Here is a 14,558-nt window from a genome sequence, read left to right as displayed (position 1 = left end):
GGTAACCCGATGAAAGCCCCTAGTCCAAACAGTGCTCTACCTCCAATACTCTTATCTTGAGGCTAGCCCTAAAGCTATTTCGGAGAGAACCAGCTATCTCCAAGTTCGATTGGAATTTCTCCGCTACCCACACCTCATCCCCGCACTTTTCAACGTGCGTGGGTCCGGGCCTCCAGTAAGTGTTACCTTACCTTCACCCTGGACATGGGTAGATCACCTGGTTTCGGGTCTACGACCCTATACTTATTCGCCCTATTCAGACTCGCTTTCGCTACGGCTCCAGTTTCCACTTTAACCTTGCATAGGATCGTAACTCGCCGGTTCATTCTACAAAAGGCACGCCATCACACATAATTGTGCTCTGACTACTTGTAAGCACACGGTTTCAGGTACTCTTTCACTCCCCTTCCGGGGTACTTTTCACCTTTCCCTCACGGTACTGGTTCACTATCGGTCACTAGGGAGTATTTAGCCTTGGGAGATGGTCCTCCCAGCTTCCGACGGAATTTCACGTGTTCCGCCGTACTCAGGATCCACTCAGGAGAGAACGAGAGTTTCAATTACAGGGTTGTTACCTTCTCTGACGGACCTTTCCAGATCGCTTCATCTACTCCGTTCTTTTATCACTCCGTATTGAGTGTCCTACAACCCCAAGAGGCAAGCCTCTTGGTTTGGGCTCTTCCCGTTTCGCTCGCCGCTACTCAGGGAATCGAAATTTCTTTCTCTTCCTCCAGGTACTTAGATGTTTCAGTTCCCTGGGTGTGCCTTCCTTACCCTATGAATTCAGATAAGGATCCTCTTCCATTACGAAGAGGGGGTTTCCCCATTCGGAAATCTCCGGATCAAAGCTTACTTACAGCTCCCCGAAGCATATCGGTGTTAGTCCCGTCCTTCATCGGCTCCTAGTGCCAAGGCATCCACCGTGCGCCCTTTCTAACTTAACCGTTAAAAAGATATAAATTTCAGTAATGAGCGATCATTACATCCATTTTAATGTTTACTCGGTTTATTTGTCTAGCTTCGGCTTCTAGCGACTAGCAAACTTCACCCGCCTCCACTACGATAAGTCAACATCGACTCGTTACCTCGTCGTGTTTCCTTTATCTCATTGCGGCGTGTTCCAGTTTGTACGTCGCTGAGCATAAGGAACGCTTCGTCAGCATTACCTCGCAAAGTAAAATCTGTGATTTTACTTGAGTCGCCTCAGCCTTTCGTTTTCCTTAGAAAGGAGGTGATCCAGCCGCACCTTCCGATACGGCTACCTTGTTACGACTTCACCCCAATCATCTGTCCCACCTTCGGCGGCTGGCTCCTTGCGGTTACCTCACCGACTTCGGGTGTTACAAACTCTCGTGGTGTGACGGGCGGTGTGTACAAGGCCCGGGAACGTATTCACCGCGGCATGCTGATCCGCGATTACTAGCGATTCCGGCTTCATGCAGGCGAGTTGCAGCCTGCAATCCGAACTGAGAATGGTTTTCTGGGATTCGCTTATGCGTCGCCGCTTCGCTGCCCTTTGTACCATCCATTGTAGCACGTGTGTAGCCCAGGTCATAAGGGGCATGATGATTTGACGTCATCCCCACCTTCCTCCGACTTGTCGCCGGCAGTCGCTCTAGAGTGCCCAACTGAATGCTGGCAACTAGAACCAAGGGTTGCGCTCGTTGCGGGACTTAACCCAACATCTCACGACACGAGCTGACGACAACCATGCACCACCTGTCATCCTGTCCCCGAAGGGAAGACCCTGTCTCCAGGGCGGTCAGGAGATGTCAAGACCTGGTAAGGTTCTTCGCGTTGCTTCGAATTAAACCACATGCTCCACCGCTTGTGCGGGCCCCCGTCAATTCCTTTGAGTTTCAGTCTTGCGACCGTACTCCCCAGGCGGAGTGCTTAATGCGTTAGCTGCAGCACTGAAAGGCGGAAACCCTCCAACACTTAGCACTCATCGTTTACGGCGTGGACTACCAGGGTATCTAATCCTGTTTGCTCCCCACGCTTTCGCGCCTCAGCGTCAGTTACAGACCAGAAAGCCGCCTTCGCCACTGGTGTTCCTCCACATCTCTACGCATTTCACCGCTACACGTGGAATTCCGCTTTCCTCTTCTGCACTCAAGTCCCCCAGTTTCCAATGACCGCTTGCGGTTGAGCCGCAAGATTTCACATCAGACTTAAAGGACCGCCTGCGCGCGCTTTACGCCCAATAAATCCGGACAACGCTTGCCACCTACGTATTACCGCGGCTGCTGGCACGTAGTTAGCCGTGGCTTTCTCGTCAGGTACCGTCAAGGTACCGGCATTTCCTCCGATACTTGTTCTTCCCTAACAACAGAGCTTTACGATCCGAAGACCTTCTTCGCTCACGCGGCGTTGCTCCGTCAGACTTTCGTCCATTGCGGAAGATTCCCTACTGCTGCCTCCCGTAGGAGTCTGGGCCGTGTCTCAGTCCCAGTGTGGCCGATCACCCTCTCAGGTCGGCTACGCATCGTCGCCTTGGTGAGCCGTTACCTCACCAACTAGCTAATGCGCCGCGGGCCCATCTGTAAGTGATGGCAATAGCCATCTTTCCTTATCTCTCCAGGCGGAAAGATAATCTATCCGGTATTAGCACCGGTTTCCCGGAGTTATCCCGGTCTTACAGGCAGGTTACCCACGTGTTACTCACCCGTCCGCCGCTAACCAACAAAAAGCAAGCTTCTTATTGGTTCGCTCGACTTGCATGTATTAGGCACGCCGCCAGCGTTCGTCCTGAGCCAGGATCAAACTCTCCAAAAAAGAGTTGATTGCTCAAAATTAAAACTGACTTAAATGGTTTATTAAAACGCTTTGTCTTGTTCAGTTTTCAAGGTTCAATTTATTAATGTTTCAAAAGCAACTTTACTATTATAGCAAGATAACTTACAACTTGTCAACAACTTTTTTGAGTTTCATTTAAAGCACTGCATTTGAAATAATATAGTAGTCTTTAATTTTTCTGTCTTTCATAACAGCAAAATTAGGTTTACAAGATACCAAGCATCTTAGTGACTTGCTTTCATTTATTGAACAACGTATTATAATTTAACACGATTAAAATATATTTGCAATAGAACAATTAAAGTTCTTTTTTTCTGAAATCACTAATTTATATTATATTTAGGTTACCGCCCAAAAAGCCCCTTTTATAAAAAAACTAACGCTCAGATCACAACACATTGTGTCTTGATAAATATATTGGCTAAAATTTTTCCATAAAACCTTTTTGGGTGCTAATCATATTTATGGTTACCACTCAAAAAGCCAATATTTCTATAAATCATATACAAAAAGCACAATTTTTGTTCCTAATAGATATAAGTAGTGGATATTTTTTTCAATAGGCCTTTTTGCATCAACCATATTTTTGTTTTATCAGTTTTTGTTTAATCACCGTTTTTTGAGAAAAATACATAAAAAAGTGAAAGCACTCCTGAAATCTTGGAGTTTATGTATGCAACGATACTAAATTTGAAGAAGGATTCCCAAGTGCTTTAATTTAATTTAATTAAACCGAAACCGATCGTAGAAAGTGTAAGAGGGGCTGTTCCTGTCATCATTTCAAGAACAGCCCACTTATTAAACGTTTCACAAATTGATGTCACCCCTACTGTTCGAGGCCACCGAAACTATTTGAATAGATTTACTAATACAATATTTAGTATGATAAAACACAGAAATACATCTAAATACGATGTTTAGCAGAATTATTTCGCACTTCCTCAGCGGCCTCGCACTGTCCCCTTCATAAATCAGGAACAACATGTGACATTGAAGAATTCCTGGCTTGGGGAGAAGCTCCTGCACTCTTTCCTCATCCTGTCATCATTTCAGGAACAACCCCTCCGTTCATTTCTCCATATAATAAATTGCAGCTTCGTATGGGCGGAATAATGTAATGTTTTCCGTATCATCATAGTTTCCAAGCAACAAGCCCCAATTTCCCTCAGGTTTTTCAAAACTTACCGTATGCTCGCTGATATTGGCGGCGATGAGCAATTTCTCCGACTCATTTTCTCGCGTATACACGTATAAGTAGGGATGATTTGGTAACAACAATTCATACCGTCCGTCCACAAACACATCATATGTATGGCGCAACTTAATTAACGATTGATAGTAATAAAAAATCGAGTTCGGATCAGCAAGTGCTTTGGTAACGTTAATTTCCGGATAACGGGGATTCACCTTCAACCATGGCGTTCCGGTTGTAAAGCCGCCATGCGGAGTGTCGTCCCACTGCATCGGCGTCCGTGCATTATCGCGTCCCTTTTTCCTGACGGCTGTTAAAAATTCGTCCTCCGACATAATTTGATTTTCCACAACAAGTTCTCTGTAGGCGTTTCGTATTTCAATATCGTCATATTCTGCTAACTTTAACTTAGCGTTCACCATTCCGATTTCTTCCCCTTGATAAATAAAAGGCGTTCCTTTTAACCCGTGTAAAATCGTTGCAAACGCTTTGGCACACTCAATGCGGTAGTTTGTATCATTTCCCCAACGCGACACGACACGTGCCTGATCGTGGTTTTCAAAATATAACGCATTCCATCCTGTATCCGAAAGTGCATACTGCCAGCGGGAGAGTATTTGCTTTAATTCAATCAGATCGAATGGTTTCAATGCCCATTTCCCCGCCGAACTGCCCGGCATTGTATCAACATCCATATGTTCAAAGTTGAAAATCATGTTCAGTTCATGGCGGTCGGCACCTGTGTACATTTTGGCGATTTCAACATCGGATCCGATTGCTTCACCGACAGTCATACAATCATACTTTGACAGCACTTCACGGTTCATCTCTTGGATAAACTCATGGAGACGAGGACCGTTTGCATGGTATTTGCCAACACCGTATTTTTGGCCCTTAGGAAGTTCATAATCGGGAAAATCGAGAAATTTCGAAATAGAACCGATAACATCCATTCGCCAGCCATCGACCCCTTTGTCCATCCAGTATTTCATCAAATCATATACTTCTTTCCGAACTTTTTCATTTTCCCAATTTAAATCAGGCTGTTTCTTGCTAAAATAATGCAAATAGTATTGCCCGGTTTTTTCATCATATTCCCATGCGGAACCGGAAAACATCGATCCCCAGTTATTTGGCGGGGAACCATCCGGCTTTGGATCCTTCCAGAAATAAAAATCGCGATACGGATTATCTTTTGACTTCCTGCTTTCCACAAACCAGAAATGTTCATCAGATGTATGGTTAACGACGAGGTCCATGACTACTTTAATACCCCGTGCGTGGGCCTCAGCAAGCAGCCGGTCCATGTCTTCGTTTGTCCCGAACATTTTATCAATCTTGCGGTAGTCGCGGATGTCATAACCATTGTCATCCTGTGGGGAGTCGTACACAGGACTGATCCAAATACAGTCAATGCCAAGTTCTTTTAAATAATCCAACTTTTCAATAATTCCTTGCAAATCACCAATTCCGTCGCCGTTTGTATCATAGAAACTGCGAGGATAAATTTGATAGACAACTGCTTTTTTCCACCATTCTATCAAGGTCACACATACTCCTTCGTATCGGTATTTGTTAAATAGATAGGCTCCCCAAATAGTTTTAATTCGAGCGGTTCCCCTTCAAGCAAGGAAACCGTTACGTGCCTTTTGTTTACTTTTACTTCTAGGAGACGATTCCGGTAATTAATTTTAAATGCATACGCATCCCAAATTCTTGGTAAAAATGGGGCAAAAGACAATGTTTCATTGAACGTACGCATACCAGCAAAACCATGGACGATTGCAAGCCAACTTCCGGTCATCGACGTAATATGCAGCCCGTCTTCTGTATCATGGTTATAGTTATCCAAATCGAGTCGAGATGTCCGTTTATACAGCTCCACCGCTTTGTCCTCTTTCCTGAGTTCAGCAGCTAAAATAGCATGGACACAAGGGGAAAGACTCGATTCATGGACGGTTAACGGTTCGTAAAATTCAAAATGCCGCTGCTTCTCTTCCATTGTAAACTCATCATTAAAGAAATAAAATCCTTGTAGTACATCGGCCTGCTTAATATAGCAAGAACGCAAAATACGGTCCCAAGACCAATGCTGGTTGAGTGGTAGATCTTCTCTCGGTATGGCACTGACCGGTTGAATCGGCTTGTCTAAAAAACCATCCTGTTGTAGAAAAATACCGAGTTTTTCATCATACGGAAAGTACATCCGGTCGATAATATCACGCCATTGGGTCAGTTCTTTTTCCGTAATATTAAGCGACGTTTTTTTATCTTTTCCAATTTTATCGAGTGATGCGATTGTAAATTTAAGCGTCCAGACAGCAATCCGGTTTGTATACCAGTTGTTGTTAACATTGTTTTCATATTCATTCGGTCCAGTTACACCATGAATCATGTATTTTTGCTTTCGTTCCGAGAAATGAACTCGGTCGGCAAAAAAGCGGCTGATCCCAACTAGGACATCAATTCCATATTGGTTAATATACTCCTTATCCCCGGTATAATTAACATAATTATAAACCGCATACGCAATTGCGCCATTTCGGTGGATTTCTTCAAAAGTTATTTCCCATTCATTGTGACATTCAATCCCTGTGAATGTGACCATTGGATATAGAGCACCTTTGAGCCCGAGTTTTTTCGCATTTTCGTAAGCTTGCGGAAGATGATTGTAACGGTAAAGCAGCAAGTTCCTCGTTACTTCCGGAGATGCGACAGAAAGATACATCGGCACAGCATACGCTTCCGTATCCCAATAAGTGGCACCTCCGTATTTTTCACCGGTAAAACCTTTTGGACCAATGTTTAATCTTGGATCATCTCCATAATAGGTGGAAAAGAGTTGGAATAAATTGAAGCGGATGCCTTGCTGTGCTTCCGGATCTCCGACAATACGGACATCAGCTTTATCCCATCGTTTTTGCCATGCTGCCGCGTGTTCTTGGAATAATTCTTCATACCCGCTTTCTAATGCTTGGTCGAGTAATTCATACGCACGGGATAACAATAGCTCTTTTTCATAGTCTCTACTTGTTGTAACAGCAATAATTTTTTCTAAGTGAAGAGATTCGTTTTCCCCTAACTCTTTTTCATAAATTTGTTCAGCATATAACGGCTTTGCTTGATGGGTAGTCAAAATTGCATCCGTTCTGCATCCCATCGTAGCTGCAACAGTAAAACGGGGAACACCGAACGGGTTTTCAATCGTTTCCGTAATAACAGCTGCCCGCTTTTCGTTCACTTCGGAATGGATGTCCGTCCAAAACATCTCATCATAATTCGCGTCTTCATTTTTTACATTTCCATCCAAATACGGCATCAACTTGATGGTAGCCGGTTTTCCAAGATTCGTTGCACGGAACCGGATAGCCGCAATTTCTTTATGAACAATGCTGAAAAAACGTTCTATTTCAATTTTGACCATTTTTCCGGGCTTTTTGACAATGTAGGAATGACGCAAAACTGCTTTTTTCATATCAAGTTCTAGTTGAAATTGTTCAAGGTGATCAATAAATAGATCAATTTCTTCCTGATCAATCCATATACGTAACCCAACAAGGTTGATAGCGTTGATGACTTTGCCAAAGTAGTCCGGATAACCGATTTTCCACCAGCCAACCCTAGTTTTATCGGGAAACCATATCCCTGCAATATAGGTTCCTTGGTGATGGTCACCGGAATAAGTCTCTTCAAAATTGCCGCGCATACCCATATAGCCGTTACCCAAAGAGGTGAGGCTTTCTTGCAGTCGAATATGTTCCCGGTGAAGCTGTGTAGTTTTTAATGTCCATTCATCCACATCAAAAAGCCGGTTGTAATACATAAAAGGGCCTCCTTATCAACATCTGATTAATTCATACTTTCTTCTGATAAAAACTTAGTCCTAAAAAAGATAAATGCAATGATAATAACAATCCCTAAAGATTGAATCATTAATAGCACAGTAATATTAGCACCTGCAAAGCCGGCAATCATGGCTAGAATTGAAGGGCATCCTGCAGCAAACATTGTTATGGTTGCTGCCTGTTTAAAAGTTTGGATACCGGAGTAACTTGAAAACTTTGTCAACCAAAGTATAAGAGACACCGCACCCATTAAAACAAAATTACTTGAAAAGAGCATGGCCAACATGGAACCTGAAATTAACGGAATGAGGTTAACTTTGAATTGCTGAAACCAGAGCTCTCCTGCAAAAGCGGCAAGATCGTCTCCACTGTGAACTTTTTTTCCTGCGTTATTTTGCGGATAGCGTACCGAAAAGCCAAACCCGTTTTCGTCAGTCAAGATCAGCCGGTTTTTTTGAAAAACGAGTGCATTTTTATAATGATCAACTTTTTTATGATACTGATCACCGGAAACAGAAAAATCCTTGTTTGCATTAATGGAAATAAGTGTATCCCCGTCAACCAATTCATAGGCTTGAGCTTGAAGAATGCCATTGTTAATCTTCATGTTAACAGCCGGGCCGGAATAACCGGTCTTGACCGCTTCATATAAATTTGGCATGATTTTTCCTAACTCAAAACTTTCCGTACGAGCAAAAGATAATGAGAGCGGTGCAATCAGGCAAGCATTTAAGAAAATAAACACGAGCGCAATTTTCAACCAACCAAGATCTCCTCTGTGCCGATACATTTTTACCGGTGAAAATATATTTGCAAAATAGTTGACAGGGAATCTTTGAATCTGTTCCATCTATAACCCCACACTTTTTAAAAGATTCATCAAGGGATAATAACTACCCTTTTGTGCCACCGGAAGTCAGTCCGGACACAAAGTTTTTTTGCAGGAAGAAAAATAAAATACAAATCGGCAGGGCGGCTAAAAAAGCACCTGCAGCAAACAAGGTCACTTTTTGATCAGTTGGATTGGAAATAAACTGTTGCAGCCCAACTGCAACTGTTAAATGTTCCGGTGTCCTGAGCAAAAATTTTGCTAACAAGAAATCCCCGAAAGGACCCATAAATGCCCAAAGCGCTTGAACGGCGAGCATTGGCTTTACAAGCGGAAGGACGATTTGCCAAAATACTCTTAAATGCCCCGCACCATCGATTCTTGCTGATTCATCCAAATCACGCGGTACAGTATCAAAATATCCTTTCATCAACCATGTATTCATTGGAATTCCGCCACCGACATAAAGGAGCGTTAAAAACCAGTAAGTATCCAAGGCATTTAAAATATTTGCCAATACATAGAATGCCGTTAATGCAGCCATCGTTGGAACCATTTGTATAATCAGGAAAAAGACTAAACTGTATTTCCTACCCTTAAAACGGTAACGACTGTAAGTGTAGCCGGCAAGCGTCACAATTACGACTTGAAGTACCATTGTGGCAACTGCAATAATGAGCGTATTTATATACCAATTTTTATACAACGTATTTGTAAACAGCTCGCGAAAATTATCCAGCGTCCAGTTAGAATGTAAATCCAACTGGAAAGAAACAATATTCGCTTCCCTGAAAGCTGTGGAAACGGTAATTAACAATGGATAAATAATAATCAAGCTTAATAATAATAAAAATGCATATGTGAAAAACCGATTGCAAAAGCGGGCAAATTTTTGGCTTTTCATGAACTCTCCCATGTTACATCATCTCCTCATTGCCAAATGCATTCGTTTTCTTAAAGGCGATTAGCGAGACGCCAATTACAATAAAAGAAATCATTAGCGTAATCGCGGCTGCCATTGCGTATTGCGGTGAGGTACCGGTTGTCAGTTTATAAATCCAGGAAATTAAAATATCAGTTGACCCCGCTCCGGAACCGACACTGCCTGGTCCGCCATTATTAAAGAGATAAATAATAGAGAAGTTATTGAAGTTAAAAGTGTACTGTGTAATCAGAACTGGCGCAGTTGCAAACAAAATCATCGGTAATGTTATCCTCCAAAACTTTTGCCAGAAATTTGCACCGTCAATCCGTGCCGCTTCATATAAATCCCCTGGTATTGACTGTAAAACGCCTGTAACCATTACAAAAATATATGGGAAACCAAGCCATGTTTGGATTATGATTAAAGCTACTTTCGTCCAAAACGGATCTGTTTTCCAAGAGATCGCCGGAATATCTGTAAATAACAGGTGGTTAATTGCTGGAATAACTTGGGTATTAATGGCACCGATACTGTCGTTAAAAATATTGGAAAAACTCATGATGGTAATGAATGCGGGTATCGCCCATGGAAGTAAAAAGATAATCCGGAACAAACGTCTGCCTTTAATGAAATCTTGGTTGGCCACAATCGCTGTTAATATCCCAAGCACAATTTGACCGGTTGTGGCACATAATGTCCAAATGATTGTCCAGCTGAACACACTTGTAAAAGTTTCACGATACGAACTGAGAGAAAAAATATTTAAAAAGTTTTTTAGTCCGACCCAGTCAATCAACTTGAATGGCGGAATATGATAAAAATCATAATTGGTAAAAGCGGTAAATAAAGTTACTAGTACAGGAAATATGATAACAAACGTCATAGCAAGATAGGCCGGAATTGTTAATAAATAAGGAAAACCCGAATCCCAAGCATTTTTTAAAATAGCTTTGGCCGTGGTGTTGGCTTTTCCTTTCACATTCCATATTGTAGCTACACGTCTCGCATCATAGATGTTCAAAAAATAAAATACAAAAAACAATAGAATGACAATGATTTGCAATGAACCTTTTATAAGCAAAAATAGTGAATGATCAACCCGCGGCGTTGTCCCTAATGTGATAAAACCAGTTAAAGCCGGAATACCAGCAATAGCCATTTGGAAGACGAAAAGAAGAAATATTGCTATGAAGATGACTCCTTTAAAAGGCTGTTTGTTGTAAAACTGACCGAGGCCAGGAATCAAGGAATATAAACCGGCTTTACGGACATTCTTCAGCTTATTTTGATCGATTTCCATTTTTTGTACCTCATTTCCATTAAACTTGCTAATTTGAAAGCCAGATGGGGAAAACCCCATCTGGAGTGGAATAAAATTTTTATTTAGAATACTTCTGAGCAATATTGTCTTTAATAATTTTTACAGCTGCATCGGCTGCTTCTTGCGGTGTTTTCTTTCCAGAAGCGGCGTCATACATGATTGATTCCATGCCGGTCCAAACTTCGGCCATTTCAGGAATATTTGGCATTGGCTGAGCAGATTTATATTGTTCGATGACGGCTTTTGCCAATTCGTTATCTGTGCCTGCTGCTTTTTCACGGGCAGCTGGATTTGCCGGAATTTCATTATATTCTTCAAAGAACTTGTAGTTGTTATCTTCATTTGTTACATAATTAATCCATTTTTTTGCCAATTCCGGTTCATTTGTATAGTTGGAGGCGACCCAGCCTTTTCCTCCTGCAAACGGTTGATATTCATTGCCATTTGGAAGTGTTGGGATTGGGGCTATTCCGAAATTCAAGTTTGCCTTCTTGAAATTTTCAGCCGACCATGGTCCGTCAATAATAGCTGCTGCTTTACCTTTAGTGAATACTTCCGTTACAAAGTCACCGGAACTTTTGACATCTTTCATCCCTTTTGGCCATATATCTTGAAGCCAGTGTGTCGCATAGGTAATAGCTTCCACGGAACCTTCATTGTTTAAACCAATATCTTTCGTATTTGTTCCATTATCTCCGAAGACATAACCACCGTAACCAGCCAATAGACCATAGCTAAAGTAGAAATCTGTCCATTTTGCTAGGAAACCGGTATTTTTGCCAGATTCGGATTCAAAAGCATATTTACTGTCCTTTGCCAGTTCTTCGAGGTCAGAAAAAGTTTGCGGAGGTGAAGAGATTAGATCCTTATTGTAATAGAGTACAAGTGTTTCGATAACAAATGGGACACCGTAATATTTATTATCAATTGTGACTTGCTGTTGATCTTTTTCGTCAAAAGCACTTACATCTTCCTTACTAAGCTCAAGTAGGTGACCCTGTTGGCCAAGCCCGCCAATACGGTCATAAGCAGCAAGCATAACATCCGGTGCTTTTCCTGCCGGCCCATCAAGCGGAAGAGCTTCAAGCTGTTCAAACATCGGCTTTTTCACAATTTTTACAGTGACATCATTTTGTTTTTCAAAATCCCCCTTAATACTGTTAATATAGTCTGCATATTTTTCTTCAACGGAAACGGTGAGCGTTTTTTTGCCACCGCTATCTGAAGAGGAATTGTCGTTTGTTTCTTTCTTTCCTCCACATGCGGATAAAGCAAAAGTAATACTAAAAATTAGTGTGAGGACAAACAGCTTCTTTAACACTTTCATTTTTTTAACCTCCCTTTTTTATTACAACCTCATTATAGTTGACGTCAGGAAACGTTTACAACGTTAATTTCCCTGTTACCGTTAACAAAATATAACCCCACTTTCAATCGTCTGGTAGAGTTAGGATATAAAAACTCTGCGACTGCCTAACCCTTAGGTGAGAGCAGAGCAGCTGTTTTAGGAAACTACCGTCAGTGGGGTTTCTTCGACTTGACTGAAGGATAAGAAACTTCACAAGACCTGCCGTCAAGATAGAGAAAAGTTAATTTATTATTTCCAAAATAGTAAATTGCTTAGGAGCAAGCACAAGTATATCTTCCTGAACGGGTTTATTTTCCCAAATATTTTTGACAGAGTTTGAATTATCCACATTCAGATCACTCCATGGAATGGACTGTTCCGCCGCGGACCGATTAAAGGCAAATAGTAACGTATGGTTTTTGTCTTTCCGTAAGAAGCAGATCACTTCTTTATCGTTTTCATTTTTCAGCCAGATCAGATCGCCGTATGTCAATGTCGATTGATAATCTTTACGGAACCGGATTAGTTTTTTCATAAAGGTGAGCATGTCGTGATCCTGTTTGTCTTCCTCCCACACCATACATTTTCGGCAGAGTGGATCAGCGCCGCCATCTATGCCGACTTCTGTCCCGTAATAAATGCATGGCGTTCCAGTGTGTGCGAACATAAATGCAAGGGCAAGTTTAGCTTTTTGTTTATCACCGCCGCATTTGGTCAAAATTCTCGGTGTATCATGACTGTCGAGCATATTAAACAGGACTTCATTGTTTGACTTCATATAATGCATAAACTGTTGATTGATGCTATACATCATTTTTTCCGCAGATATTTTTTCTTCCACAAAATATTCACTAATCGTCTGTGTGAACGGATAATTCATCACGGAATGGAATTCATCGCCTAAAAGCCAAGGCCAAGAATCATGCCATATTTCACCGAGAATAAAAAGATCCGGTTTTTCTTTTACCACCGTCTGATGAAAAGTTTTCCAGAAAGTATGGTCAACTTCATTGGCCACATCGAGTCGCCAACCGTCAATATCAAATTCCCGAATCCAATAAGTTGCAATATCAAGTAGATATTTTTGTACTTCCGGGTTGGCTGTATTGAGTTTCGGCATGCTCGTTGTAAAAGCGAATGTATCGAAGGAGAGTGTATCTTGCCCGTCAATATTGCCGTTTTCTCCTTCACGAACCGGGAAAGAATGGATGTGGAACCAATCCTTATATATTGAGTTTTCTTCGTTTTTCAATACATCCTGCCATTGCTTCGAGTTTTTTCCAATGTGATTGAATACGGCATCGAGCATAATCCGTATCCCCCGTTTGTGTGCCTCTTTCACAAGTTTACGGAAGGTTTCCTTGTCTCCAAAATGCGGGTCGATGGCAAAATAGTCAATTGTATCATATTTATGATTGGATGGTGCCTCAAAAATCGGTGTCAAATAAATTCCATTAATCCCAAGGTCACTCAAATAGTCCAAATGGTTGATAATCCCCTGCAAGTCCCCGCCAAAAAAGTCGTTTACGCCAGGGTCTTTACTCCCCCAAGGCAAAGCATTTTTTGGGGAGATATCCGGGTTTCCGTTTGCAAATCGCTCGGGGAAAATTTGGTACCAAACCGTTGACTTAACCCATTCCGGTGCTTTAAACATATCCGTTCCATGCATAAAGGGAAATTTAAAATAATAATCAGGAACATTTAGTGTATCTTCATTTGGCGGATAAAAGCCACGACCGCCGTAAAAAATGTGATTGCCATCCAGGTCGGTAAGTAAAAAAGCATATTGTAAGCGGCGATGCGGTGGTCTTACTTCTGCAAACCAGTAATCATGTGCTTCCGTTTCTGTAACCTTTGTCATTGTTAGCTGTTCATACTGCCAGTGATATTCCCCTGATTCATTCTTTTTAAATAAATAAGGATCACCCCAAATAAGTAGAACTACGGCAATATCCTTCTTTTTTGTACGTAACTTCAGATGCATCGTTTCTTTGTCATATACATATGCATCCGCACTGAATGGATGGTGAAAAATTCCGGCTAATTCCATGATTGTTCCTCCTCACCTTAGTTGTTTTGATGAAGTAAACCATGGTAACAATAAGAGTCGCTTCATTCTATAAATATTATGCAAACATCCCCATATAAAATAGGCTACGAAAGACCGCTGAAAATAGTTAATTTCGATTGATGGACACATTCATTCTAGTATGTATGCATAATATGTGAGAAAATAAGCATAAATATTCGGATCTCATCAACATTACCCTGATTAACTCCATACTCCTTTTAGCGTACCATC

General features: G+C 41.7%; 7 protein-coding genes and 2 rRNA genes (1 of these 9 only partly in view). All 9 read right to left on the bottom strand.

Going from position 1 to position 14,558, the window contains the following annotated elements; translation table 11 throughout:
* A 23S ribosomal RNA gene (locus NSQ14_RS00460) occupies positions 1-944 on the bottom strand; it reaches 1,993 nt to the left of the window's first position.
* Between the two features lie 280 nt (positions 945-1,224).
* A 16S ribosomal RNA gene (locus NSQ14_RS00455) occupies positions 1,225-2,775 on the bottom strand.
* The 16S and 23S rRNA genes sit together here, the layout of an rRNA operon.
* A gap of 1,089 nt (positions 2,776-3,864) precedes the next feature.
* A complete protein-coding gene (locus NSQ14_RS00450) occupies positions 3,865-5,532 on the bottom strand; it encodes an alpha-glucosidase (RefSeq protein WP_346216752.1) in 1,668 nt (555 codons plus the stop codon).
* A 2-nt stretch (positions 5,533-5,534) separates the two neighbouring features.
* Positions 5,535-7,811, bottom strand: a complete 2,277-nt coding sequence (locus NSQ14_RS00445; RefSeq protein ID WP_346216751.1) for a glycoside hydrolase family 65 protein — start codon at positions 7,809-7,811, stop codon at positions 5,535-5,537.
* 26 nt (positions 7,812-7,837) lie between these two features.
* Positions 7,838-8,683: a DUF1189 family protein gene (locus tag NSQ14_RS00440; protein WP_034766939.1), complete on the bottom strand. Its 846-nt coding sequence runs from the start codon at positions 8,681-8,683 to the stop codon at positions 7,838-7,840.
* Between the two features lie 43 nt (positions 8,684-8,726).
* Positions 8,727-9,578 (bottom strand): sugar ABC transporter permease, encoded by an 852-nt coding sequence (locus NSQ14_RS00435; protein WP_033826347.1) that lies wholly within the window; start codon positions 9,576-9,578, stop codon positions 8,727-8,729.
* Between the two features lies 1 nt (position 9,579).
* Positions 9,580-10,887 carry a carbohydrate ABC transporter permease gene (locus NSQ14_RS00430; protein WP_034766936.1) on the bottom strand — a complete coding sequence of 436 codons (1,308 nt, stop codon included), beginning with the start codon at positions 10,885-10,887 and terminating at the stop codon, positions 9,580-9,582.
* Between the two features lie 79 nt (positions 10,888-10,966).
* Positions 10,967-12,235 carry an extracellular solute-binding protein gene (locus NSQ14_RS00425; protein ID WP_328185660.1) on the bottom strand — a complete coding sequence of 423 codons (1,269 nt, stop codon included), beginning with the start codon at positions 12,233-12,235 and terminating at the stop codon, positions 10,967-10,969.
* A gap of 262 nt (positions 12,236-12,497) precedes the next feature.
* Positions 12,498-14,306, bottom strand: coding sequence for an alpha-glycosidase (locus NSQ14_RS00420; protein WP_346216750.1), 1,809 nt, complete (start codon positions 14,304-14,306; stop codon positions 12,498-12,500).
* Positions 14,307-14,558 lie beyond the last annotated feature (252 nt).

This window comes from Caldifermentibacillus hisashii, assembly GCF_039654145.1.
In the GTDB taxonomy this organism is placed as follows: Bacteria; Bacillota; Bacilli; order Bacillales; family Caldibacillaceae; genus Caldifermentibacillus; species Caldifermentibacillus hisashii.
Note: the sequence above shows the minus strand (reverse complement) of the source record. Positions and strands in the feature narration are given on the sequence as shown.